The sequence below is a fragment of the Mycolicibacterium sp. CBM1 genome (assembly GCF_054073305.1).
Genome location: NZ_JBSXPP010000001.1, coordinates 147,377 through 172,350, shown reverse-complemented (window position 1 = coordinate 172,350; position 24,974 = coordinate 147,377). Strand labels below are relative to the sequence as shown.

The window sequence follows — 24,974 nt, the reverse complement described above, 5'->3', positions numbered from 1 at the left end:
GACGCGGTGCGATATGTTGTGTGTCCTCGGCCCTTCGGGGGTGGGCTGGTTAACTGCCGGGCCAGCCAGCGACACTATCGACGAATCCCGGCAACGGAAGTTAGGACTAAACATCATGTCAAGTCGTCTGACTCGGCAGGTTGCACTTTTTGCTGGCGGGCTCGCGATCGTCGGTATGGGCACTCTGACCGCTTGCGGCAAGGAGAAGGAAAAGGCCCCTGAGACCACCTCGCCCACGAGCACGAGCGCTCCCGCGCCGTCGCCCACGGAGAAGGCTGTGTCGCCTGGCGGCCCGAACTCGTTCACGCCCACCGTCAAGGCTCCTCCGGCACCGACCGCGCTGCCTGGCAACGTCATCACCGGCGGCAACTAAGCCGACCGGTCGATAGCCGTCCGCAGCCCCGCCCCGCCGACATTGAACCGGGCACACCGCCTTCGTGCGCTGTCGGCGGCGGGGCTGCTGACGGTATTGGCCGTGGCCTCGGTGCTGGTCGCTGATCTGCACCGAACCGCCGCGCCGGCCGCCGGACCCGAAGTCATCGGCGGCCCGTATGCAGCTCTGTTGGCGAACTCGGTGGATCTGGGCCCTGCCCGCACCGATCACGTCCAGCTCACCGTCGCGTTACGCGACGACTCCCGCCCCGACCTGCTGATGGGCTGGGCGGACCGGCAGCGCCTCTCGGTGCGCTGGCGTCCCGGCGACAGCTGGGCCATCGTGGAAGGCGACCCGGGGGCCGTGTCCGGCGCCTTCGACGTCGACGTCCACGACTACCGCGGCAAACGCGGCCAGGTCTTCTACGCGTCGCCGCAACAACCGTCCGTGCCGCCGCCGCTGCGGGTGGAGGTCGCGGAGTTCGGCCGCATCCTGGGCTACACGCCGCATCGTGAATCCAAGGTCTGGACGATCCCGCTCGAAGTCCCGGAGCAGGGTCTCACCCCGCACAATCTGTTGCGTACCTACAACGCGATGAAACTGCACGACCAGGGCTTCACCGGCAAGGGCATCACCGTGGTGGTGTTCGCGTTCGACGGGTTCTTGCAGTCCGATCTGGACACCTTCGCAGCCAGCTTCAATCTTCCGAAATTCACCCCCGAGGTGATCGGGGGCATGCCGGAGGCCCGCCGAGGTGAGGCGACGATGGATCTCGAGGCGATTCACGCGATCGCTCCCGATGCCAAGAAGGTGCTGGTGAATGCTCGTTCCACCGTCGAAGGCGATGGTGGCTACGAGAAGATCGCCACGATGATGGAGGACGCCGCCAAGCGTTTCCCCGGGGCGGTGTGGAGTTTTTCCATCGGCTGGGGGTGCGACAAGCTGATCACCAACGCGGACCTAGTACCGGTTCGCTCGGCACTTGCTGATGCGCAAAAGGCCGGTACGACGGCGTTCGACGCCAGCGGCGACCTGGCCGGCCTGGATTGCAAGGGTGGTCAGGAATGGTCCTCGCCGCCCAGTGAGAACGACGTCGGCCTGGACGCCGTCGCCTCGATGCCGGAGATGACCGATGTCGGCGGCACCACGCTGTCGACCGACGACGCCGGTACCTGGCTGGCCGAACAAGCATGGTTCGACGCCCCACTGTCCCAGGGCACCGGTGGCGGTGTCTCGACGCTCTACGAGCGGCCCATCTGGCAGCGCACCCTTGACGCCGATGGCGGCGACGGTAAGCGATTGACCCCCGATATCGCCGCAGTCGCCGACCCATTCACCGGAGTGCAGATCGTGTTCAATGACCAGATCATCATGGGTGGTGGCACGTCGTTGTCCGCACCGATTTGGGCGGGGCTGACGGCAGTGATGGATCAGTACATGCTCGCCAACGGCGGTCGCCTCATCGGTTTCCTCAACCCGCTGATCTACGCGATATCGGAAGGTGCGCCCCTGCCGTCGTTCCAGGATGTGACTCTGGGTGGCAATGCGGTGGCGAACGCCGGCCCGGGCTATGACATGGTGACCGGACTCGGCACGCCCAACATCGAGAACCTCGTGCAGAATCTCCTCCTCGCGCAGAAGGTGGCCTCATGAGCAGCCCGATTCAGGACGCCGTACCGACCATGGAATGCCAGGTCTGCGAGGTGGACGTGCCGGCCGGCAATTTTTGCGGACTCTGCGGTTCACACCTGGAAGCAGAGGGGAAGGGGCCGCGCTGGCTGCGTGGTGACACGTTCTCGGTGGCTCCCAACGAGAATGTGCTGCTGCCCTCGATTGCCAGCTCGCTGTTCCCGCAGATTCCGCAGCGTTCGCGCGCCCCGTTCCGGATCGGGCTGGTCCTGGTGCTGATCGGCCTCATCGGATTCGCGATCGTGAAGATGCCTTCGGCCTTGATCACAATTTGCGCACTCGGCTTGCCCGTACTGTTCGTGCTGTATCTGAGCGAATCCAAAGTCTATCGAGACATCTCGGTGAACGTCTTGGCCGCGGCCGGAATCCTCGGTGCCGCACTCGGCGTCGGCTGGATCATGCTGACCGGCGAGATCGTCGCTCGCGCCTACGGCGTGCCCATGGCAGCGAGCCTTGCCATCGGGCACGTGATTCGCGAAGGCATCGCAATACCTGCCGGCGGTGTCGCCGTGATGCTGCTGCCCACCGTTGTGGTTCGGTTGCTCGCTGGCACGCCGCGGCAGGCATTGGACGGCTTCGTGATCGGTGCTCTGTCGTCGTTGACGTTCGCCGGGGGAGCAACGATGACCAGGTTGGCGCCGCAGTTCGCAACCGGGCTGCTGGCCCACAATCGTCCGATGAAGGGCCTGTTCGTCGAAGCGGGCATCTGCGGGGTAACGATCCCGCTCACGGCCGCCGCGGCCGGCGGGATGTTGGGTCTTGCGTTGTGGTTCAGGGGACAGACCGGCAATCCCCACGAGCATCCCGGCCGCACCCGGGCGATACTGCTCGGACTGGCTTTTGTCGTGGTGCTGATCCACGTCGGCGTCGCGGGAAGTGACACGTTGCCGATGCCGCAACTCCAGACGCTGGCCATCCATGCTGTGATGATGGTGATCACCCTGCTACTGCTGCGGGTATCCCTCCAAATTGCGCTCATGCACGAGGCACACGATCCGATCCAGCAAGACGAGCCGCTGCTGTGTGTCCACTGCCAGCACGTCGTTCCGGACATGGCGTTCTGCCCGGCTTGTGGGGTGGCAACCCGGGCGTCGACACGCTGGTCACGCGAGGAGCGCCGCGCCTCTCGACCGGTACGACAGGCGGCAGCCGAAGGTTCATGACCGCGACGATCGAGCAGGAACGCTATCCCGGCTACGCGGTCCCAGCCGGTGATTACCTGGCCGCCGAGGTACCCCGAACGCGGTTCGGACGTCCGCTGGGTCTGTGGGCGGTGACCATCGTTGTGGTGGCACTGGTGCTGATCGGGGTGTCGTTGACGACTACCCAGAAAATCCCCCTGTTCCAGTGCCCGCCGGAGTGCGGCACACCGCCGATGGGGACTCCGGTGGCCAGCCTGCCCAGGTTCACCGCGGCCGACGGCTCATTCTCGGTGTCCTACCCGGCGCCGGGATCGGCTTACGAGGTGTCCATGGCCGGCAACGGTGTGACCGCCAAGTTCACCGGTGGTGACACCGGTGTCCTTCAACTGTTCTCCGAGCCGGCCCGGGGTCGCAGCCCGCGAGATGTCGCGCGTGATCTGCTCAAGTTCAAGTTCCCCGACGCCAAGATCGCCTACGAGATCCCCAATGCGATGGTCGGCTACCAGCGTGGCTACGGCGAGGTGGCCGACACCTGGCCGGCGGGCACCTCCAACAGCTACACCCGAATCAGGACGGTTCTGCTGGTGGCCATCAAGAACGACCTGGCGCTGGTAGCCGGCGCGGTAGGGCCGTATCACGCGTTCGGTCCCGACTTCGGGCCTGGCCTGCCGTCGGGCGCCAACGTCCAGATCGCCCAGGACATGGGCAAGTACGTCAACAGCTTCAGCTGGCAGGGTGACCCGCCGCGCTGATCTGGTTCAGCCCCAACCTAATTCGTGGAGACGATCGTCGTCGATGCCGAAATGGTGGGCAATCTCGTGGATCACGGTGATCGCCACTTCTTCGACCACCTCGGCTTCGGTTTCGCACATATCCAGCAGCGGCTGGCGATAGACGGTGACGGTATCCGGTAAAGCTCCGGCGTAGCTCGAATCCCGTTCGGTCAACGCGATCCCCTCGTAGAGCCCGAGCAGATCGGGATCTTCGGGGTGGTGGTCGGCGACCAGCACCACCACGTTGTCGATCGCGGCGGCCAGTCCCGGCGGAATGAGGTCGAGGGCGTCACCGACCAGTTCCTCGAACCGCTGCGGGCTCATCGAGACAGGCACTAAGCCGGCGGGAGCACAGTGGCCGTGTCGGCCGGGCCGGGTGGGGGCCCGGCGGGGACCGGTCCAGCGGGGGCCGGGCTTTCCATCGGCGGGGCGTCGGCCGGGGCTGGTGGTTGGGCCGGCACGAACTCGCCGTTGAGGACGTTGCCCTCCGGCGGCGGCGGGGCGGCCGTGGTCGGCGCCGCCGTGGAGGTCTGGGTCGGCGTCGCGGACTGGGTGGTCGGTGCCGTGGATTGCTGCGGCAGATGCTGCGTGGGCTGCTGGGTGTGGCTGTCGCTGGAAGTGTCGCTCGGCGACGGCGAGTAGGTGGTGGCCGGGATGTCGGGCACCAGCGGAATCTGCGGCATGTTGAGCCGCTCAGAGGGAATGTCTGGTGGCGGCACCGGGGGCATGCCATTGATCAGCAACGCGCCCTTGGCCGGATTGATCAGGGTGGCCCAGCCGCCGTTCCCGAGGGTGGCCCCGATGCTGCAGGCCACCTGGTGGCTGCCGGCGGTCCAGCTGGGCAGGGCGATCGTGCTGTAGATCAGCGTCAAGGTGGTGGTGCGCAACTGCAGGGGCGCCAGGTATGCGTCGGTCATCCGGGTGCAGGCGTCCTTGATGAACGCATCCTGATCGGCATCCGAGGGCAGTGTGCCCTGGAACTTCTCGGCCAGGTTGACCGCGCCGGTGACTTCCATGGCATGCGGCGCGCCGCAGTCCACCGGGACGTCGTTGGGCTGGTTGGTCGACGGGTCGATGCCCAGGCAGGTGCCGGCCGGCCAGACCTTGGATTGGTCGATGTCGGCGACGCGGCCCTTGACGGCGATCTGCTGGTTGTTGGGGCCGGGAAGTTGCAGGCCGCACAGCATGCGGCGTTCACCGTCCTGCTTCCAGGCCTTGTCCCCGGACCACAGCATGCTGATAGTGAACTTGCTGTTCGGGTCGTACTTGGTGCCCAGGTAACGCTCGACGGCCGGCTGGCACTGCTCGAGGCTGATCTGCTGGATCCGCGCTGGAGACGGGGGTGCGGCGTTCGGCCCGTACTCGGTGCCGGGGTAGGCGCGCATATCCACCGATTCGGCCACCTCGAAGCGGTGATCGTCCTTGCAGTCGACGATCGTGGCTGAGTCCGGTGTCTTGTCCGGCCAGTTCAGGCAGCTGCCCGCGGTGGCCTTGGCGAACGCGGCCGTGCCCTTGGCGCCCAGCAGAGGATCGGAGCCGGCATAGCCGGCCAGGCGGCTGTTGAGTCCGACGGGCAGGGCGGTGATGACGCCCGCGATGAGCAGCCCGCCGAGCGCGGTCAGCAGCAGCGCACGTCGAGTCGACGTCGCTTGCAGGGTGCCGAGGAACGTGCGCTTGGGAGCACCCGCGGCGGATTGCTCGGGCGTCACGTCCTCACGCTCAGATAACTGCAACATCGCGTCCATTGTGGCAGGCGCGCCAAGACATGTGACAAGTGATTCAGTTGTAATGTTATGTGGTTGTGCTGTGGCGCTCCGGAGGAGGGGCTGACGCGCCGTTCCGCGGCAAAAGTTAGGGTTCAGGGCGTGATCGACCTGAAATTGCTGCGCGACGACCCCGATGCGGTACGGCGGTCCCAGCGCAGCCGCGGAGAGGACCCGGGCCTCGTCGACGCCCTGCTGGCCGCCGATACCGCCCGCCGGGCGGCGATTTCGACAGCTGACTCTCTGCGCGCCGAGCAGAAGGCCGCGAGCAAGAAGGTCGGTTCGGCGTCCCCCGACGAACGGCCCGCACTTCTCGACCGCGCCAAAATGCTTGCCGCCCAAGTAAAGACGGCCGAAACGGATCAGGCACAGGCCGAGGCGGCGTTCACCGCTGCGCACATGGCCATTCAAAACGTCATCATCGACGGCGTGCCGGCCGGCGGCGAGGACGACTTCGTCGTGCTCGACGTGGTGGGCGAACAGCGCGAGATCGCCGACGCCAAGGACCACCTGGAACTCGGCGAAGCCCTCGGGCTCATCGACATGGAACGCGGCGCCAAGGTGTCGGGATCGCGGTTCTACTTCCTGACCGGACGCGGCGCACTGCTGCAGTTGGGTCTGCTGCAGCTGGCCGTGCGGCTGGCTACCGACAACGGGTTCACCTTGATGATCCCGCCGGTGTTGGTGCGCCCCGAGGTGATGGCCGGCACCGGCTTCCTCGGTGCCCACGCCGACGAGATCTACCACCTCGCCGACGACGACCTGTACCTGGTCGGCACCTCCGAGGTGCCGCTGGCCGGGTATCACTCCGGCGAGATCCTCGACCTGTCGGGCGGTCCGCTGCGGTATGCCGGGTGGTCGTCGTGCTTCCGGCGTGAGGCGGGCAGCTACGGCAAGGACACCCGCGGCATCATCCGGGTGCACCAGTTCGACAAGGTCGAAGCCTTCGTCTACTGCCGCCCCGAGGACACCGAGGCCGAGCACCAGCGGCTGCTGGGCTGGCAGCGCCAGATGCTCGAACTCATCGACGTGCCCTACCGGGTCATCGACGTTGCCGCCGGGGACCTCGGGTCGTCGGCGGCACGCAAGTTCGACTGTGAGGCGTGGGTGCCGACTCAACGGGCCTATCGGGAGCTGACCTCGACGTCGAATTGCACGACGTTCCAGGCGCGCCGGTTGTGCACCCGCTACCGCGACGAGAACGGCAAGCCGCAGATCGCGGCGACGCTCAACGGCACGCTGGCCACCACCCGGTGGCTGGTGGCGATTCTGGAGAACCATCAGCAGCCCGACGGCAGCGTGCGTGTGCCCGAGGCTCTGGTGCCCTACGTGGGGACGGAGGTCCTGCAACCGTGATCGAACTCGACCTGGACGAGATGCGTGGCTGGTTCGGCTTTGGTGTCGCTGGCAATTTCGCCGGTCACCTCGACCAGGCCGGCGAGGCCGTCGACTTCGCGACGGTGGTGGCCAAGGAGGGGGCGCCCAAGGGGATCTTCCCTTGGTACGCACCGGGTTACGACAGCTTCCTCGGCGAGTTTCCGCTGTCGCATGACTCGTTGATGGTGCCGAAGACGACGGAGGCCGACGGACCGCTGAACCTGCAGATCGAACCGGAGGTCGGTCTGGCCTGTGAGGTGGTGTGGGACGGCGACACCGTTGTCACGTTGCGGCCGTTCGCTCTTGGCGCGTTCAACGACTGCTCGATCCGCCGGCCGAATGCGCCGAAGATCAGCTACAAGAAGAACTGGGGTCCGGCGTCCAAGGGCGTCGCCCACGAGTTCTTCGACATCAGCGACCTGACCCCGGACGGCCCGACGGCCACGCTGCGCCTGCTGTGCCACCTGCGTACCGCCGACGGTGTGCACCACGAGTACGGCGTGGACAGCCCGCTGCTGGGCTACTCCTACTACGGCGAGGTGTTGCTGGATTGGATCGTCGAGCGGCTGGCCAACCAGAAGGGTTCGCCGGACACGCCTTTGGAGGATGTCGGCGCGCTGATGGTGGCGTCCGGTCGGCCCGACAAAGTCCTGATCGGCATCGGGGCGACCCGCTACACCGAACTGGGCGAGTCGACCTACCTGCAGCCCGGCGACGAGGCGATCGTGCGGGTCTACGACACCGAGGGCGACGCGGCCTCCGAACTGCGCCAACTGGTCTGGGAGCCCTAGCCCCTTTCCTTGTGCGCTGTTGCGCCCAAACCGACGAACGGGCGCGAAAGTGCGAGAAGATCGCGCCATTTCGTCGATCTCGGTAGCTGGCTGACTACCGGTGGGCCCGGCTGATTGCCACAATTGTGGGTGATGTCTGACCGAGGACGCCCGTGCCGCCGCTAGCCGTGGACCCCACGGTGCTATCGGTTGCTGGAGTGCCGGTGGCGGCCGTCGGCGACGGCCTGAGTACGGCCGTATCGACGTTAACCGGTGCATTCAATGCCAACACCGGGCAAGACGCTTCCGGTGTGATGTTCGGTAGGCAGTACGAGAACACCGGCCGTGACCTGTTGAAGGCCGTGGCGGCCGGTATCGACGCATGCCGGAAGACGGGGTACGGCATCCAGGTCAGCGCGGTCAATTATTCGCGAGCAGAAGCGGTTTCCGACATCTCGGGGCGTGCCCAGCCGCTGCCGTCGCCGCCGTGTCCGGCGCCGGTGTCTGCCGCCGGAGCGCCGAGCGCCGAAGGGGCGGGCGTGGCGGAGCCGGCGATGTGGAAGGTCGTCGAGTTTCTGGTCGGTGATCTCTGGCCTAACGGAAGCCCCGCGGCCATGCGGACCGCCGCGGCGGCCTGGCGGACGTTCGGCGCGTCCTTGTATGGGGTGTCCGGCGGCATGGCGGGGCCCTACAACGCGATCGGTGCCCAGCAAATGCCGGAGAGCGAGCTCATCAAGGCTCCGATTCGGGATATCGGCGCGGTCTTCGCCACGTTGGGCGGCAGTTGCCAGCAGTTGGCCACTCAGCTAGACGGCTTCGCTGCCGATGTGGAGAAGACCCAGAACGCCATCCGCGAACTGCTACACAAGCTCGGGTCGGTAGGCGGCATCGTCGGCACGTTCTTCGAGTTCTTCAAGGGGCACGGCGAGGATGAACTGCACAAGATCGCCGCCGACATCAAGACGGTGATGAACCACCTCAAGAACGAGGCGGCCGCGAAGCGTGCTGGCATTCAACAGGCTGAACAGAATGTCGACAGCTGGGTGCGGGATCTGGAGAAGGCAGCCAACCGCGAGTTCACGGAGTTCTTCGGCGATCATGTCGGGCAGGTGCTTTCGACCGCATTCAACTCCTCCCTGGACTCGACCGAGGGTGCTTTCAGGTGGCTGGTCAGCAACGCCGAGGGCATTGAGGATCTCAATCCGCTGCGATTCGCCTATGACCCGCAGGGCGCTCTCGACACCTGGAAGGGCATGGCTGACCTAGCGAATGCGGTGACCAACCCTGCGTCGTTGGCAGCCATGGCGCAGTCCGATCCTCAGCGGTTCGAATCGATGATGAAGGGTTTGGTTCGCGCCGACGAATGGAGCAAGGACCGCCCGATGCTGGGCGCCAGCCAGAACATCCTCGACATTCTGACGCTGCCGATCGCAGCGGGAAAAGCGGGGGAAGCGGGTGAGATCGCCTCTGCTGCAGCGAGATCGGGTAGGACGTTCGATGCAGGCAGCGGCTCGGTCGGCGTCTACCGAGCGATGGACCAGGTTGGTGACGTTGGCCGGCCGGGAGCGATGTTTGGGGACGTCTCCAAGCAGACCCCGCAGATCACTCAGGGACTGCGCGACGTTGACGGCAAGCCGGGCACGGTCGACCCGCCGGCCGGCGGACATCCGGTATCCGCGCCTTCTTCTGCTGAGGCACCGCCTGCGCCGATAGTAAAACCGGTCCCCGACGCTGCGGCAGTGACGCGAAACGGTCTTGCCGGGGGATCCCCGGCGAGTACGGCGGCGTCGGCTGAGGTCCACGGCGCGCCCGATCCGGTGGTACGTGCACCGGCACTTACGTCAACTCTGCGAGCAGACCCGCCCGCACACCTGTCGTCCTACGAGCCCTTGTCCCAGGCGCCCGTGCCCAGAGAGGCACAACGAGCTGTGCCCTCGCAGCCAGTCGACGTCTTGACGGGTGGGGGGCAGGCTCCGGTCGCTCACGATCACACGCTGTCATCTGCCGAGGAGCCGGTCGACAGCCCGGGTCGTGGAGCTTCGGTCGTCGAGAAGGACGGCGCTCAATGGGAGAGCGTTGGACACGACGATGCCACCGGCGAGCATGCGAACGGTTCGCAAGACGAGCTCGCGGACCACACCGCTGGTTCCGGCCATATGCGTGATCAAGTATTGAATGACCAACAACGTGACGAAATTCTGTCGATGGACAAAGGCAGTAGGCCAGACCCGGCTGAATACTTGCCACCGGCATACATTGAGGAACACCTGCAACGGTTCGATGAGGGTGCTTCGCGATTCACAACTGCAGATAATCTTGAGGCCTTCGGTATCGGGCAGCGAGATGGAACTACTTTCGTGTTTCCGCGAAGCGAATTGGATAGTCTGATGGAGTCGACAGGTGGGGATCGGAGCCGTTTGGAGCAAGCTCTCGGCCTTCCTGAAGGCTACTTCTCGACATACGCCATTGTCAGGGTCGATATCCCCGACCCCTGCATCTACGAACTGAGAATGCCGTCGGGAAACGAGGCGGGCGCTAATGACAGATGGATTCCAGGTGGCTTCTTGCCTGAAGGGATGCCTGAGGCCGTCATCGATGGTGCCAGAGTCCCGCCAGGCGAACTAATCATCACCGATCTTTCGACGAATTCCGAATAGAGGAGTCGCTATGAAATTCGAAAATACCTATCTATCAAGGGAACATAGATTCTGGCTTGGTATCGAAAGGGAATCGGGGACACACTTCGCGTCGATACCGGTCAGCAACCAGATGGTCGACTACATCGAGGCCTACAAGATCTCCGATGCCGAATACGACACCTTCCTGACCGACGTCAACGCGGCCGTCGACTTTGTCGAGTCATGTCGGCGACACGAACAGGACGACCGATTGTTTCTTCAACCAGGTTCCGATCGTGGAGTTCCTATCTAGTCTTGATGTGAGCGTTGCGGTTGTCGTCTCTCTCGTGACCGATGAGGCCCGTGTATGGCGCTAGTGATGCACACCGAGCAAGGAAACGGGTAAGCGGCCGCAGCTGCACAACGCTTCGACCCACTGGCGTTGAGCCCTACCCCAGCAGTTCGTCCAACACCGCCACGAACTCCCGCGGCTTCACCGGCGTGAACGCCGGGCTGGGGTGCGTACCCGGTACGTCGAGGGTCACCAATGTCGATTTGATGGGCCGGTAGATGTCCAGCGGCAGCCAGCGCCGCAGATCTGAGCTGCCCCATAGCCTGAAGCGCTGCAGGAACATCCCCAATGGCTCGGTCTTGTAGCCCCGGATCGACTGCAATGGAATGATTTTCGAGGTCCCCGACGGGAAGTGGTAGCGCCGCAGCGTCAGAGCGTGTCGGTCCAGTTGAACCAGGCCGTCGTCGTAGTACTGCTGCGGCGGGCTGCTCACGTTCGTGAACACCTGATCTCGTGCCCCTTGGTGGTCAGGCATTTTCCGGTCTCCAGATTCCACTGCCACCCGTGCAGGTTGCACGTCAGCGTCGATCCCTCCACCACACCGAACTTTGACAGATCAGCCTTCAGATGCGGGCACCGGCGCTGAATGTTCCAGCCGTCCAGCGTGATGTCGGTGGTGTCGTCGTGGGTTTCGGCGAACCAGCCGTCGGCGTAGGCGATCCGCTCGTCGGTCAGGCACTTGAAGAAGGTGTACAGGTACTCGTTGTAGCCGCCCACCCGCCAGGCCCGGAACCGGGTGGACAAGAAGATGGTGTTCACCCAATCCGGCTCGTCGTCGCGCAACACCGTGCGCACCAACTCCGGTGCAATCTCGAAGCCGTAGCGGAACTTCTCGTCGGCAATAGGTTCTCGCACAGTGCGTTTCGGAAAGTCGAGCACCACGGTCTCGTTGCCCAGCCGCAGTTCCACCGGGTAACCGATGCCGTCGCAGATCTGGTCGCTCTGCAGCATGATCGGCTCGAACTTGGCGCGCAGCGGTTCCAGCAGCGACTCTCCGGTCGCTGACGCCCAGCTGGCCTTCTCGGCGGCCAGCACTGGTGCCATCCGCTCGGCGTAGGCGGCGATGTAGTCGCTCTTGCCGGTGGTGAAGATGGCCTCGACCTCGACGGTGGGCATCGGGTGGGCAAGCGAATCGAGCTGTCCACCAGTGAATTCTGCGACCGACCCCGGGATCATCAACAGGCCGCCGTCGTTGCCGTGCATGCGCATCTGCTCGAGGAAGACCATCTGGTCCGGGAAGATGTTGGCCGGATCCCCGTGGTCGTCGTTGAGGTCGCGCAACGCCGGGTCGAGAAAGCACGGCGGCCCGGCCGACGGAATCACCCAGGTGGCCCCGACGTCGGAGATGTACTGCCGGCAACGGTCCATCCCGCGCTGGCGCTTCTGACTGCCGAACGACTGCTTGGCACGCTCAGGCATGTCGTAGACCATCGGATACCAGATCGCCCCGGAATACTGCAGCATGTGCACGTCGATGTGCCCGAACTCGGCGGCCAATAGGTCCACGGCCAGCGGGCGGGAGTCGTTCATGTTGAACACCGTGGTGGTGCCGTCGGACACCACCAGCCCGGAATCGCCGATCGGCCCGTCGGCGGGTGCGCGCAGCGCGATGATCATGACGTCCAGCTCGCCTTTGGGCCCGCTGACCCGGTGCTTGACCGAGTCGGTCGTCTCGAGGAATCGGTGGAAGCCGAGCTTCTCCAGTTCGCGGCGCAGATCGGGCACCGGGAAGTCGGGCAGCAGCACCACTGCGTCCTTGTTGAAGTGCTCGGTGAGCAGCTTCGGATCGAAGTGGTCTTTGTGTAGGTGCGAGATGTAGAGGTAGTCGCAGTCGCCGATGGCGGCCCAGTCCAGGCCACTGTTGTCGGGAAAGACGAACCATGACGCGAAGTAGGCCGGGTTCAGCCACGGGTCGCACACGATGCTGCCCGCCTCGGTGTCGATCCGAAAGCCGGCGTGGCCGATGCTGGTGACCTGCACGAATCCCCTTTCCAATGGTCTTTCGTGATCTTTTTGTGGTCGCTGCACCCTGCTACGAGCTTAACCGCCGGCGCCGCAGAGACCGCGCCGCGCAACGTCGGCGCTGATCAACGCGGCCCTAGGGCGGGTGCGCGGCCCACCGGCACCGGATTAGGCTGACCGCTGTGGAACCGGTGTACGGAACAGTCATCCAGCTCGCCCGTCTTGTGTGGCGGGCGCAGGGACTGAAGTTCACCGTGACCGGTGTGGAGAACCTGCCCGCCACTGGCGGCGCCGTCGTGGCGATCAATCACACCAGCTATTTCGACTTCACCTTCGCCGGTTTACCCGCCTATCTGCAGGGCAGCGGCCGCAAAGTGCGGTTCATGGCCAAGCAAGAGGTGTTCGATCACAAGGTCACCGGACCCGTCATGCGCAGCCTGCGCCACATCCCGGTGGACCGGGACAGTGGCGCGGCCTCGTTTGACGCCGCCTGCCTGGCGCTCAAAGCCGGTGAACTGGTCGGGGTGTACCCGGAGGCCACCATCAGTCGCAGCTTCGAGCTCAAGGAGTTCAAGTCCGGCGCGGCCCGAATGGCGATTGCCGCCGACGTGCCGATCATTCCCCACATCGTGTGGGGCGCTCAGCGCATCTGGACCAAGGGCCACCCGCGCAAGATGTGGCGGCCCAAGGTGCCGATCTCGATCGCGGTGGGCGAGCCCATCGAGCCGACGCTGCCCGCGTCCGAGCTGACGGCGCTGCTGCACTCGCGCATGCAGCATCTGCTCGAGCAGGTTCAGGACGCGTACGGGCCGTATCCCAAGGGTGCGTTCTGGGTACCGCACCGCCTGGGCGGTAGTGCGCCGACGCTGGCAGAGGCGGCGGCCCTCGAGGCAGCCGAGCGCGCAGCCAAGCTGGCCAAGCGCCAGGGTGAGACGGGAACACCGGGGTAGCGGGTCATGGAACCCGTTTTCCGCACTCTCGAGATCGCCGCGACGGCCGCGGTCCGAGCGGCGGGGACGAGGATCACCTATGAAGGCCTCGAGAACATCCCCCCGCACGGTGGTGCTGTCATCGCCATCAATCACACCAGTTATATCGACTTCCTGCCCGCGGCCCTGGGCACCCGCAAGCGTAAGCGGCGCATCCGCTTCATGATCAAGGCCGAGATGCAGGAGGTGCCGATCGTGAACTTCCTGATCGGCCGCACCGGGACCATCCCGGTGGACCGGCGCGCTGGAGCCGGTGCCTACACCGAGGCTGTTCGTCAGCTTCGCGCCGGCGAGCTGGTGGGCGTCTACCCGGAGGCGACCATCAGCCGGGCGTTCGTTCTGAAAGACTTCAAGAGCGGGGCTGCCCGCATGGCGTTGGAGGCGCAGGTCCCCATCGTCACCTGCATCGTGTGGGGCGCCCACCGGGTGTGGACCAAGGATCATCCGAAGCGTCTGGGCCGCAACAAGATTCCGTTCACTGTCCGGTTCGGCACGCCGCTGGCGCCGAAGGGGACGGCGGCCGAACTCGACAACGTATTGAGGAGGCAGATGAGCAGGGTGCTGCACGAGGTGCAGATGGCCTATCCCCATCCGCCCGGAGAGTTCTGGGTTCCGCGCGAGCTCGGCGGCGCGGCGCCGACCCTGGAGGAGGCCGGCAAGCTCGACGAAGCCGAGCGGGCGCGGCGCGCCACGGAGCGTCGCTGATGTTGCCGCTGTTGATCGCCACCGATGTCGACGGCACGCTGCTCGACGCCGACGAGCGCGTCACGCCGCGCACGCGGGAGGCGGTGCAGGCCGCCGTCGCCGCAGGCGTCCAATTCGTGCTGGCGACCGGTCGCCCGCCGCGCTGGATCCCGCCCGTGGTCGAGCAGCTCGGTTTCGCTCCAATGGCGGTGTGCGCCAATGGGGCGGTCGTCTACGACTCGGCTCAGGACCGCATCATCTCCGCGCGCACCCTGCCCGTCGACGTGCTGGCGGAGTTGGCCGAGATCGCCGCCAGGGCCATCCCGGGGGTCGGCCTGGCGGTAGAGCGGGTCGGCCGCACCGCGCACGATTCGGCGACCCCGCAGTTTGTCAGCTCGCCGGGCTACGAGCACGCCTGGCTCAACCCGGACAACACCGAGGTGTCGATGGAGGATCTACTCAGCGCTCCGGCAGTGAAGTTGTTGATCCGCAAGGCCGGCGCGCGCAGTTCGGATATGGCCGAGATCCTGGCCAAACATATTGGGGTGCAAGGCGACATCACCTACTCCACCAACAACGGTCTGATCGAGATCAACCCGATCGGCACCAGCAAGGCCACCGGCATCGAAGAGGTGACGCGGCCGCTGGAGATTGCCGCCGAGGACGTCATCACCTTCGGGGATATGCCCAATGACGTCCCGATGCTGTTGTGGGCCGGCCACGGTGTGGCGATGGGCAACGCCCATCCCGAGGCCATCGCCGCCGCGAACGAGGTGACGGCGCCCAACACCGACGACGGGCTGGCGCGCGTTCTCGAACGCTGGTGGCTGTGAGGCGCTTCGGCCGGCTCGCTGGTTAGCTCGCCGGCTCCGCCACCGGCTTCTCGATGCGGCTGAACCTCTCTAGCTGCACGGGCGGCCCGTCGGCCGGCGGCGGCGGCATGACCAGAGTCAACCCGTCGACCACCCGCAGCACGTTGTGTGTCTGCCGGTCGAAGTTGAGTGTGCCGTGCTGGAAGTTCTGCACGATCCACTCGGGTTCCTGAATCTCCCCGCTCGTCGGCAGGCCGAGTGCACCGCGCTCATAGCCCAGCGAGGCCCATGCCTCGTAGATCGCACCCGTCAGTGGCTGGGCGTCGCTGACCGGCGACCAGTAGATGGCGCCGTGTTCGAACGTGACGTATCGGGCGTCGCCGTCGGCGGCGGCCTCCGGTGAAGTCGGCGCGCCCAGCGGCCCGTCCCGACCACCCATCGACTCCCACTTGGCGAAGATCGCTCCACCGCGCAGCGAGTCGACGAGATCGGGAGGACGGTTGAATCGAGCGGCGATGTCGCGAATCTGGGCGAGCGCCGCGTAGCCGGCGTTGCCCGGACACGCGGTGTTGCCGACGTCACGGTGCGCGAAGATGGTCGGCAAGGTGGGTGTCGCGCCGGCGGGGAAGAACGTGTAGTTGCCGCCTGCCGAGGTCAGGTTCACCGTCCCGACGGGGTTGACGTGGTCGAGCCCCAACCGCCAGCCGAGCAGCCGCCCGACGGTGCGGATCAGGATGTCGGTGGGCGGCACGTCCTCGAAGTCGCCGATCATCGACACGCCCCAGACGTCCCGATTGAATCCGCCGGTGTGAGAGCCGAGTACGTCTTTGGTGATGCCGCCGGCACGGCCTTCGAAGACCTGACCGTACTTGTCGACCAGGGCGTTGTAGGCGATGTCGCACCAGCCCAGGGTCCGGGTGTGGTAGGCGTAGATCGACCGGACGATCTCCGCGGAATCTTCCGGTGAATAGTCGTTGCTGCCCGCGGTATGGTGCACCACTGCAGCGCGAATACCGTTGCCGTACTCCGTGTTTCCGCACCGCATGTGGTCGTCGGCGCCCCATTGTGCGCGGCTGATGATGTTCGGGGGCTGCCCCGGTCCCAGGATGGCCGTCGGCGGGGTCCACTGCGCGTCGACTGGAGCCTTGGGCGGGGTGATCAACACCGCCGAGATGTTCTGGGCGAACGAATGTTCGGCGGTCGCGGGCACGTAGCCGAGTTCCTTGCCGGCATCGAGACCGGTCTCCGGCGGGGCGCTGGTGACGGGTGCGCCGGGTGGCCGGGTGACGGCGATCTGGACGTCGGTGGTGGTGCCGACGAAGACCGGATCGGTGCCGCGAGGTCCGCCGTGCTGGCTGTCGTCGGCGTTCGATTCCAGTGTCTCGGCCTTGTACCAGGGACCCCATGTTCCGTCCGGGCGCTTGGCGCGTACCCGAGCTGTCGTGCCGGTCAGGTCACTGCCGGTGAGTGCCACCAACGAGAACGGGGTGGACTGGCTGATCTCGCGGACCGTCACGCCGCCGCCCACACCGGTCAGCGGCTGCTGGGTCAGCACCGTATCCGCCGCGGTGGGGGCGTCTTTGGGCGGTGAGCCGGGGACACCGGTGATCGCCCAAGGCGCGATGACGACAGTTGCCGCGATAGCGGTCAACAGAAGCGTCGGCGCAGGTCGACGGGACGGCACACCGCGATGTTACGTATGTGTCCACTGATACAAGTGTTTCGACACGGGCCAGTGTGAAGAAAGTGACAACTGAGTCCTGCAACGGCACCGCAGGGGCCTCTCCGGGTGCACAGACCTTCCGGCCGGCCCCACCCTGCGGTGCCGTTCTGACGCAGGTCTTATCCGGCCGGGGCGGCGGCCGCCGACGAGGCACCCTGGACTGCCTGGGTGATCGACGGCATGACCACGCCCTTGAGCAGGTCGATGGCCTGCCCGACGCCGAGTTGGTTGGCGGCGCTGCTCAGGTCACTGATGAGTCCGCCCGAGCTGGCCGGCGCCGCGGTGCCCAGGCCGAGGCCCGGATCGCCACCGAGGATCGGATAGGTGCCGTTGACCGGGCCCAGCGGTGCGCTGATCGGCTGCTCGTTGGACAGGCCGAGGCCTGTCGCCGACGGGCTGGTCAGGGCGGGATTGGTCAGCGACGGCGTGCCCGTACCCAGCTGCGGGGTGGTCAGCGCCGGATTGGTCAGCCCCGGGTCGGTCAGCGAGGCCGCCGACGGCGTGGTCAGGCCGGGCGTCGTCAGCGACGGGGTGGTCAACCCGGGCGTGCTGACACTGGGCGTGGTCAGCCCGGGCGTCGTCAGCGACGGCGTGGTGAGGCCGGGTGTGGTCAGGCTCGGTGTGGTCAGGCCGGGTGTGGTCAGGCTCGGCGTGGTGAGGCCGGGTGTGGTCAGGCTCGGCGTGGTCAGGCTCGGTGTGGTCAGCGTCGGGCCCGCCTGCACCGGTTGCGCGCCGGCAGGGCTCAGCCCGGTCGGTAACGGCGGCAGGTTGATCCCGAACTGCGACAAGCCCTGCTGCAGTGCGGACATCAGTTCGTTGGGCAGGTCGGTCACGACGGCTGCGCGGACGAACTCGCGGTGTTCGGGCGTCTTTTGCGGGGTGGCCGTCAGCTCGACGACACCCACAGCGGCGATCGGACTTGCGACGGCCAGGGCGGCGACTGCGCTCATGGCTGTCGAGAGCTTGCGTCGACGTCGGTTCGGCACGGAAGTCTCCTCAATATCTAGACAACGTTCGTGTCTGGAATTACGTGGCAAGCCCCGAAAACGGCCGTGCGCCGAGCCCGAAGCTAACGTGTTCGATGGTACGGCTGTGACTGGTGTGTCTAGAGTGACGATGCGGAATCGTGAGCCAATTGCGACCTTGATTCCCGAAGGAGCGCACGTGAATTCCCGCCCGCCCCCAGGCTTGCGATGCGGGTCACAGTGCGGCGGTCGGATAACCTAGGCGCCGATGACCTCTTATGACTCCCCGGTCGCTTCGCCCCACGTCGGCTCTCTCACCGGCCCCTACGACCTCTTCGTCGTCGGCTCCGGCTTCTTCGGCCTGACGATCGCCGAGCGCGTCGCCACCCAGCTTGGCAAGCGCGTGCTGGTCATCGAGCGACGGTCGCACATCGGCGGCAATGCGTACTCCGAACCCGAGCCGCAGACCGGCATCGAGATCCACAAGTACGGCGCGCACCTGTTCCACACCTCCAACAAGAGGGTGTGGGACTACGTCCGCCAGTTCACCGAGTTCACCGGTTACCAACACCGGGTGTTCGCGATGCACAACGGGCAGGCCTATCAGTTCCCGATGGGGTTGGGGCTGGTGGCGCAGTTCTTCGGCCGGTACTACAGCCCCGCCGAGGCGCGCGCGCTGATCGCCGAGCAGGCCGCCGAGATCGCCACCGCGGACGCGCAGAACCTCGAGGAGAAAGCCATCTCGCTGATCGGGCGCCCGCTCTACGAGGCGTTCGTCAAGGGATACACCGCCAAGCAGTGGCAGACCGATCCGGTCGAACTCCCGGCCGCGGTCATCAACCGGCTCCCGGTCCGCTACACCTTCGACAACCGCTACTTCAACGACACCTACGAAGGCCTGCCGGTCGACGGTTACACCCGCTGGCTCGAGAACATGGCCACCGACGAACGCATCGAGGTGTGCCTGGACACCGACTGGTTCGACGTGCGCGACGAACTGCGGGCGGCCAACCCCGACGCGCCGGTGGTCTACACCGGCCCGCTGGACCGCTACTTCGACTACGCCGAGGGCCGGCTCGGGTGGCGCACCCTCGACTTCGAGTTGGAAGTGCTCGGCGGCTGCGGTGACTTCCAGGGCACACCGGTGATGAACTACAACGACCTCGACGTGCCCTACACCCGGATCCACGAGTTCCGGCACTTCCACCCCGAACGCGACTACCCGGACGACAAGACCGTCATCATGCGGGAGTACTCCCGCTTCGCCGATGACGACGACGAGCCGTACTACCCGATCAACACCGAAGCCGACCGCGCGCTGCTGGCCGCATATCGGGCCAAGGCGCGAGAGGAGACCTCCGCGTCGAAAGTCCTCTTCGGTGGCAGGCTGGGCACATACCAGTACCTGGACATGCACATGGCGATCGCGAGCGCGCTCAGCATGTACGACAACGTCCTGTCGCCACACCTGCGTGACGGCGCGCCATTGGGCCAGGACGAGAACGAAAGCGGCACAGTATGAGTGAAATTCCCACCGGCCCCATCGCGGCCGGTGAATCCAAAGCGGTCAGTCTTCTCTCCCGGGTGATCCTCCCGCGCCCCGGCGAGCCGTTGGACGTGCGCAAGCTCTACATCGAAGAATCCGATACCAATGCGCGCCGGGCGCACGCACCGTCGCGGACCACCCTGGAGATCGGCGCGGAGTCCGAGGTCTCCTTCGCCACCTACTTCAACGCCTTTCCGGCGAGCTATTGGCGGCGCTGGTCAATCCTGGAGTCGGTGGTGCTGCGGGTCGAACTGACCGGTTCGGCCCGGGTCGACGTCTACCGGTCCAAGGCGACGGGGGCTCGTATCACCGTGGGTGGCACCCAGGTCAGCAGCCCGGATGCGACGACGCCGAGCGCCGCCGAGTTCGAGATCGGTTTGGACCCCTTCGAAGACGGCGGTTGGATCTGGTTCGACATCACCACCGACACCAACGTCACCGTGCACAGCGCGGGCTGGTATGCCCCCGTGCCCGCACCCGGACGGGCGAGTGTCGCTGTCGGTATCCCGACGTTCAACCGGCCTGCCGACTGCGTCAACGCACTCGCCGCTCTGACGTCGGATCCCTTGGTGGACAAGGTCATCACCGCTGTGATCGTCACCGACCAGGGCACCGCCAAGGCCAGCGCGCACCCCGACTTCGCCGCCGCGGCCGAACGGCTGGGTGATCGGCTCACGATCCACAACCAGCCCAACCTCGGCGGATCGGGCGGTTACAGCCGGGTGATGTACGAAGCGTTGAAGAACACCGACTGCGAACAGATCCTGTTCATGGACGACGATATTCGCATCGAACCCGACTCGGTGCTACGGGCGTTGGCGCTCAACAGGTTCGCCAAGACGCCGACGCTGATCGGCGGTCAGATGCTGAACCTGCAGGAGCCGTCGCATCTGCACGTCATGGGCGAGATGGTCGATTCGGCGAATTTCATGTGGACCAACGCGGTCAACACCGAATACGACCACAACTTCGCCAAGTACTCGCTCAACGACGAAGAGGAAGAACGCAGCAGGCTGCTGCACCGGCGCATCGACGTCGACTACAACGGCTGGTGGATGTGCATGATCCCGCGGTCGGTCGCCGAGGAGCTGGGCCAGCCGCTGCCGCTGTTCATCAAGTGGGACGACGCCGACTACGGACTGCGTGCCGGTGAGCACGGCTATCCCACCGTCACGCTGCCCGGCGCGGCGATCTGGCACATGGCCTGGAGCGACAAGGACGATGCCATCGACTGGCAGGCCTACTTCCACCTGCGCAACCGGTTGGTGGTGGCCGCCCTGCACTGGGACGGAAACGTTCGGGGCCTGATCGCCAGCCACATGAAGGCAACGATCAAACATCTTCTGTGCCTTGAGTATTCGACTGTCGCGATTCAGAACAAGGCGATGGACGATTTCCTGGAGGGCCCGGAACACATCTTCTCCATCCTGGAGTCCGCGCTGCCCGAGGTCCGCGCGATGCGCCAGCAGTATCCCGATGCCGTGATCCTGCCCAGCGCGACCGCGTTGCCCACCCCGTCGGACAAACGGTGGCGCAAGCGGGTCAGCATCCCGACCAACCCGTTGTCGATCTCGGTGCGGCTGGCCCGCGGCCTGGCTCATCAGCTCACGCCGCACGACCCGGTGCACCACGAACGCCCGCAGATCAACGTCGCGACCCAGGATGCCCGGTGGTTCTCGCTGTCGCGGGTCGACGGTGTCACCGTCACCACCGCAGACGGCCGCGGAGTGGTCTACCGCCAGCGCGACCGGGCCAAGATGTTCGCGCTGCTGCGCGCCTCGGCGCGCCGCCAGGCGCTGCTGGCCCGCAAGTTCAACCGCATGCGCAAGGTGTACCGCGACGCGTTGCCGGCATTGTCGAGCAAGGAGAAGTGGGAATCGGTGCTGCTCGAGAACTCCTCGACCCATGCCTGACGTCGAGGCGGTACCGCCCGCCAGCGGCGAGGTCGCCGCGCTGGTCGCCGTCCAGTCGACGCTCGGCACGGCCGAGGTCATCGGGGTGGCCCGGGCGATGTCCCACTTCGGCGAGCACGCCCAGGGGTGGGTGGCGCTGTCCGCGCTCGGTGCGCTGGCGTTCCCGAAACGGCGCCGCGACTGGGTGCTGGTCGGCGCCGGCGCCGTCGCGGCGCACGCCGCCGCGATCGCCATCAAGCTGGTGGTACGCCGCCGCCGCCCCCACCATCCGTCGGTCACCGTCAACGTCGAAACGCCCAGCGCGTTGAGTTTCCCCTCGGCGCATGCCACCTCCACAACTGCCGCGGCTATGCTGCTGTGCCGGGCCACGCGCTCGCCGCTGCCGCTCGTGGTGGTGCCCGCGATGGCCCTGTCACGGCTGGTACTCGGTGTGCACTATCCGACCGACGTGCTCGCCGGGGCAGCTGTCGGCGCCGTCGTCGCGCGGGCGGCCGCTCTTGTCGCCTCGCCGCAGAAGGAGACCCGTGAGTGAACGCTCATGAGTGAGGAAGCGGCCGCGGTGGCCGGCCCGCCCAGCAACCTGTTCAGCGGCATCGTCAAGGCCATCCGCCCGCGCCAGTGGGTCAAGAACCTGCTGGTGTTGCTGGCCCCGATCGCGGCGCTCGGTGGCGACGTGGAGTACCGCTACGACGAGGTCGCGTTCAAGATCTTGATCGCGTTCGCCGCATTCTCGCTGGCGGCCTCGTGCATATACCTGGTGAACGATTCCCGTGACGTCGAGGCCGACCGTCAGCATCCGACCAAGCGGTTTCGCCCGATCGCCGCGGGTGTGGTTCCACCATCATTGGCCTACACGCTGGCTGTGGTCCTGGGCCTCAGCGCACTTGCGCTCTCGCTGCTGGCCTCGGTGAATCTGGTGATCGTCATCGCCGTGTACATCGTCATGCAGCTCGCATATTGCTTCGGGCTCAAGCATCAAGCGGTGCTGGACATTTGCATCGTGTCATCGGCGTACTTGATCCGGGCGATTGCCGGCGGCGCAGCCGCCGGTATCCCGTTGTCGCAGTGGTTCCTGCTGGTGATGACGTTCGGATCGCTGTTCATGGTGGCCGGCAAGCGCTACGCCGAACTGCAGCTCGCTGAACGAACCGGCGCCAAGATTCGCAAGTCGCTCGAAAGCTATACGGCCTCCTATCTCCGCTTCGTCTGGACGGTGGCAGCCACCGCGATGGTGGTCTGTTACAGCCTGTGGGCCTTCGAGCGCGACGGGACGAACGCGTCGTGGTACGCGGTCACGATCGTCCCGATCACCATCGCGATCTTGCGGTACGCCGTGGACGTCGACGGCGGCATGGCCGGTGAGCCCGAGGACATCGCCCTCAAGGACCGGGTGCTGCAGCTGCTTCTGCTGGCGTGGATCGGGACCATCGGTGCCGCCGTCGTATTCGGTTAGGAAAAGCCTCTCTGCCCGCATCAGTCTCTGGTGCAGCGTGGTGGTGGTCGCGGCGTTGTTCGGCTGGGGAGCCTGGCAACGGCGCTGGATCGCCGACGACGGCCTGATCGTGCTGCGCACGGTGCGCAATCTGCTGGCCGGCAACGGACCGGTCTTCAACGCCGGGGAACGGGTCGAGTCCAACACCTCCGCGCTGTGGACCTATCTGATGTACGTCGGCGGGCTTGTCGGCGGGCCGGTGCGCCTGGAGTACGTGGCCCTGACATTGGCGCTGACGCTGTCCGTGGCCGGCATGGTGATGGTGATGTTGGGCACTGGTCGGCTGTTCGCGGCAGGTCTGCGTGGCCGTCCCGCGCTGCTGCTGCCCGCCGGGGCGCTGGTCTACATAGCCATTCCACCCGCCCGCGACTTCGCCACCTCCGGGCTGGAGAACGGCCTGGTGATGGCCTGGATCGGGTTGTTGTGGTGGATGATGGTGGCCTGGTCGCAGGGCCAGCGGAGCGGGCGCGGCGGGGCGGCCTTCACCGCCGCGCTGGCCTTTGTCGCCGGCTTGAGCGTGCTGGTCCGCCCTGAGTTGGCCCTCATCGGCGGACTGGCGTTGGTGATGCTGTTGATCGCATCGCCCGGCTGGCGCAACCGGCTGCTGATCGTGGTGGCCGGCGGGCTGCTGCCGGTGGGCTACCAGATCTTCCGGATGGGCTATTACGGGCTGCTATTCCCCCAGACCGCGCTGGCCAAGGACGCCACCGGCGACAAGTGGGGCCAGGGCCTGATCTACCTGACGAACTTCAACGCGCCGTACGCGCTGTGGGTACCGCTGCTGTTGCTGATCGCACTGGGTGCGGTACTGGTGGTCGCTCGGTCCCGGCAAGACGCCCCGGCGCCGAGCGGTCGCCGACTGGCCCGCCGCATCCAAACTCCCTCGGCCGTGGTTGTTTTCATCGTCGTGAGCGGACTGGTCCAGGCGCTGTACTGGATCCGCCAGGGCGGTGACTTCATGCACGGCCGGGTCCTGCTGACCCCGGTGTTCTGCATGCTGGCCCCGATCTCGGTCATCCCCATCGCCTTGCCCGAAACCGTCCATTTATCGCTCGCGACGCTGCGGGAAAAGGGCGTCGAGAAAAGCCTCGCACTCGCCGGTGCAGCCGCCGTGCTGTGGCTGGCCCTCGCGGGCTGGTCGCTGTGGGCGGCGAACTCGCCCGGCCTGGGCTCGGATGCCACCAGGGTCACCTACTCCGGCATCGTCGACGAACGCCGGTTCTATTCGCAGGCAACGGGTCACGCGCATCCGCTGACCGCCGCGGACTATCTCGACTACCCGCGTATGCGCGCGGTGTTGACCGCCATCAACAACACCCCAGACGGAGCGCTCCTGTTGCCCTCGGGCAACTACGACCAATGGGACGTCGTGCCGGCCTACCCGCCGCCGCCACCGCCCCCTGGTGTGTCGATGGACACTTGGCGTCGCGAAATCGCACCGCACACAGTCTTTTTCACCAACCTCGGCATGCTGGGCATGAATGTCGGACTCAACACCAGGGTGATCGACCAGATCGGGCTGGCCAATCCGCTCGCTGCGCACACGGCACGTCTGGACGACGCCCGGATCGGCCATGACAAGAATCTCTTCCCCGATTGGGCCGTCGCCGAGGGGCCGTGGCTCAAGGAGCATCCGTGGGTGCCGCCCTACCTGGACGAGGGCTGGATCAAAGAGGCCGGTGTGGCGCTGACCTGCCCCGAGACCGAAGCCATGCTGAACTCGATCCGCAAGCCACTGGGAATCCGCCGGTTCTTGTCAAATGTGGTGCACGCGTTGGATTTCACCCGCTACCGGATCGACCGCGTGCCGCAGTACGAGCTGCGGCGCTGCCAGCTCGATGAGCCCCCGTTGGCGGGGACCCCGTACACTGGCTTACCGGCCACGGGGCCCTAGCAGCTCGGGGGAGTGTTCGCCAGCTGGGTGCCGGCCGGTAACGCAGCGGTCAGTTCGCGGCGATACACAAGTCAGGTGTGGGAGCGCTTGGCACGACCAGTGCTCGGAAGACCAGTGCTTGGTAGGACCAATATCGG

General features: G+C 66.0%; 22 protein-coding genes. 16 read left to right on the top strand and 6 right to left on the bottom strand.

Features of this window, described 5'->3' with window-relative positions; translation table 11 throughout:
• Positions 1–115: 115 nt before the first annotated feature.
• The 4 genes from ACXDF8_RS00800 to ACXDF8_RS00785 all read left to right on the top strand — a co-directional run bounded on the left by ACXDF8_RS00800 (position 116) and on the right by ACXDF8_RS00785 (position 3,956).
• A complete protein-coding gene (locus ACXDF8_RS00800; protein ID WP_457221344.1) occupies positions 116–373 on the top strand; it encodes a hypothetical protein in 258 nt (85 codons plus the stop codon).
• Between the two features lie 102 nt (positions 374–475).
• Complete coding sequence (locus ACXDF8_RS00795; RefSeq protein WP_457221343.1) at positions 476–2,026, top strand: S53 family peptidase; 1,551 nt, start codon at positions 476–478, stop codon at positions 2,024–2,026.
• Entirely contained in the window at positions 2,023–3,225 is a 1,203-nt protein-coding gene (locus tag ACXDF8_RS00790) for a zinc ribbon domain-containing protein (protein ID WP_457221342.1), read from the top strand. The genes ACXDF8_RS00795 and ACXDF8_RS00790 overlap by 4 nt, the downstream gene beginning before the upstream one ends.
• Positions 3,222–3,956: a hypothetical protein gene (locus tag ACXDF8_RS00785; RefSeq protein ID WP_457221341.1), complete on the top strand. Its 735-nt coding sequence runs from the start codon at positions 3,222–3,224 to the stop codon at positions 3,954–3,956. Before ACXDF8_RS00790 ends, ACXDF8_RS00785 begins: the two co-directional genes overlap by 4 nt.
• A gap of 6 nt (positions 3,957–3,962) precedes the next feature.
• Here ACXDF8_RS00785 and ACXDF8_RS00780 read toward each other — a convergent pair whose 3' ends face one another.
• Positions 3,963–4,313, bottom strand: a complete 351-nt coding sequence (locus ACXDF8_RS00780; protein ID WP_457221340.1) for a metallopeptidase family protein — start codon at positions 4,311–4,313, stop codon at positions 3,963–3,965.
• Entirely contained in the window at positions 4,313–5,722 is a 1,410-nt protein-coding gene (locus ACXDF8_RS00775; RefSeq protein WP_457221339.1) for a septum formation family protein, read from the bottom strand. The genes ACXDF8_RS00780 and ACXDF8_RS00775 overlap by 1 nt, the downstream gene beginning before the upstream one ends.
• 120 nt (positions 5,723–5,842) lie before the next feature.
• Here ACXDF8_RS00775 and serS point away from each other — a divergent pair, with 120 nt between their 5' ends.
• The 4 genes from serS to ACXDF8_RS00755 all read left to right on the top strand — a co-directional run bounded on the left by serS (position 5,843) and on the right by ACXDF8_RS00755 (position 10,818).
• Positions 5,843–7,096 carry a serine--tRNA ligase gene (serS, locus tag ACXDF8_RS00770; protein WP_457221338.1) on the top strand — a complete coding sequence of 418 codons (1,254 nt, stop codon included), beginning with the start codon at positions 5,843–5,845 and terminating at the stop codon, positions 7,094–7,096.
• Entirely contained in the window at positions 7,093–7,908 is an 816-nt protein-coding gene (locus ACXDF8_RS00765; protein ID WP_457221337.1) for a DUF5718 family protein, read from the top strand. The genes serS and ACXDF8_RS00765 overlap by 4 nt, the downstream gene beginning before the upstream one ends.
• A 203-nt stretch (positions 7,909–8,111) precedes the next feature.
• The gene (locus ACXDF8_RS00760; RefSeq protein ID WP_457221336.1) at positions 8,112–10,544 is read left to right on the top strand and encodes a WXG100-like domain-containing protein; all 2,433 of its coding nucleotides are present in this window, start codon (positions 8,112–8,114) and stop codon (positions 10,542–10,544) included.
• A gap of 10 nt (positions 10,545–10,554) precedes the next feature.
• Positions 10,555–10,818 (top strand): hypothetical protein, encoded by a 264-nt coding sequence (locus tag ACXDF8_RS00755; protein WP_457221335.1) that lies wholly within the window; start codon positions 10,555–10,557, stop codon positions 10,816–10,818.
• A gap of 136 nt (positions 10,819–10,954) precedes the next feature.
• On the opposite strand, the gene ACXDF8_RS00750 is transcribed toward ACXDF8_RS00755, so the two are convergent.
• Positions 10,955–11,290: a hypothetical protein gene (locus ACXDF8_RS00750; RefSeq protein WP_457221334.1), complete on the bottom strand. Its 336-nt coding sequence runs from the start codon at positions 11,288–11,290 to the stop codon at positions 10,955–10,957.
• A complete protein-coding gene (locus tag ACXDF8_RS00745) occupies positions 11,287–12,837 on the bottom strand; it encodes a Rieske 2Fe-2S domain-containing protein (RefSeq protein ID WP_457221333.1) in 1,551 nt (516 codons plus the stop codon). Before ACXDF8_RS00745 ends, ACXDF8_RS00750 begins: the two co-directional genes overlap by 4 nt.
• A 164-nt stretch (positions 12,838–13,001) precedes the next feature.
• Between ACXDF8_RS00745 and ACXDF8_RS00740 the strand changes: the two genes are divergently transcribed.
• The 3 genes from ACXDF8_RS00740 to ACXDF8_RS00730 are packed head-to-tail and all read left to right on the top strand — an operon-like array spanning position 13,002 to position 15,325.
• A complete protein-coding gene (locus ACXDF8_RS00740) occupies positions 13,002–13,769 on the top strand; it encodes a lysophospholipid acyltransferase family protein (RefSeq protein WP_457221332.1) in 768 nt (255 codons plus the stop codon).
• A gap of 6 nt (positions 13,770–13,775) precedes the next feature.
• Positions 13,776–14,513 carry a lysophospholipid acyltransferase family protein gene (locus ACXDF8_RS00735; RefSeq protein WP_457221331.1) on the top strand — a complete coding sequence of 246 codons (738 nt, stop codon included), beginning with the start codon at positions 13,776–13,778 and terminating at the stop codon, positions 14,511–14,513.
• Positions 14,513–15,325, top strand: a complete 813-nt coding sequence (locus ACXDF8_RS00730) for an HAD family hydrolase (protein WP_457221330.1) — start codon at positions 14,513–14,515, stop codon at positions 15,323–15,325. The genes ACXDF8_RS00735 and ACXDF8_RS00730 overlap by 1 nt, the downstream gene beginning before the upstream one ends.
• Positions 15,326–15,347: 22 nt before the next feature.
• Here ACXDF8_RS00730 and ACXDF8_RS00725 read toward each other — a convergent pair whose 3' ends face one another.
• Positions 15,348–16,988, bottom strand: coding sequence for an N-acetylmuramoyl-L-alanine amidase (locus ACXDF8_RS00725; protein ID WP_457221329.1), 1,641 nt, complete (start codon positions 16,986–16,988; stop codon positions 15,348–15,350).
• Between the two features lie 158 nt (positions 16,989–17,146).
• Complete coding sequence (locus ACXDF8_RS00720) at positions 17,147–18,013, bottom strand: hypothetical protein (RefSeq protein WP_457221328.1); 867 nt, start codon at positions 18,011–18,013, stop codon at positions 17,147–17,149.
• A gap of 247 nt (positions 18,014–18,260) precedes the next feature.
• On the opposite strand from ACXDF8_RS00720, the gene glf reads away from it, so the two are divergent.
• The 5 genes from glf to zomB are packed head-to-tail and all read left to right on the top strand — an operon-like array spanning position 18,261 to position 24,837.
• The gene (gene glf / locus ACXDF8_RS00715) at positions 18,261–19,514 is read left to right on the top strand and encodes a UDP-galactopyranose mutase (RefSeq protein ID WP_457221327.1); all 1,254 of its coding nucleotides are present in this window, start codon (positions 18,261–18,263) and stop codon (positions 19,512–19,514) included.
• Positions 19,511–21,451: a glycosyltransferase gene (locus ACXDF8_RS00710; RefSeq protein WP_457221326.1), complete on the top strand. Its 1,941-nt coding sequence runs from the start codon at positions 19,511–19,513 to the stop codon at positions 21,449–21,451. Before glf ends, ACXDF8_RS00710 begins: the two co-directional genes overlap by 4 nt.
• Complete coding sequence (locus ACXDF8_RS00705; protein ID WP_457221325.1) at positions 21,444–21,983, top strand: phosphatase PAP2 family protein; 540 nt, start codon at positions 21,444–21,446, stop codon at positions 21,981–21,983. The genes ACXDF8_RS00710 and ACXDF8_RS00705 overlap by 8 nt, the downstream gene beginning before the upstream one ends.
• A gap of 6 nt (positions 21,984–21,989) precedes the next feature.
• The gene (locus ACXDF8_RS00700; RefSeq protein ID WP_457221324.1) at positions 21,990–22,904 is read left to right on the top strand and encodes a decaprenyl-phosphate phosphoribosyltransferase; all 915 of its coding nucleotides are present in this window, start codon (positions 21,990–21,992) and stop codon (positions 22,902–22,904) included.
• A complete protein-coding gene (zomB, locus tag ACXDF8_RS00695) occupies positions 22,882–24,837 on the top strand; it encodes a terminal beta-(1->2)-arabinofuranosyltransferase (protein WP_457221323.1) in 1,956 nt (651 codons plus the stop codon). Before ACXDF8_RS00700 ends, zomB begins: the two co-directional genes overlap by 23 nt.
• Positions 24,838–24,974: the final 137 nt, after the last annotated feature.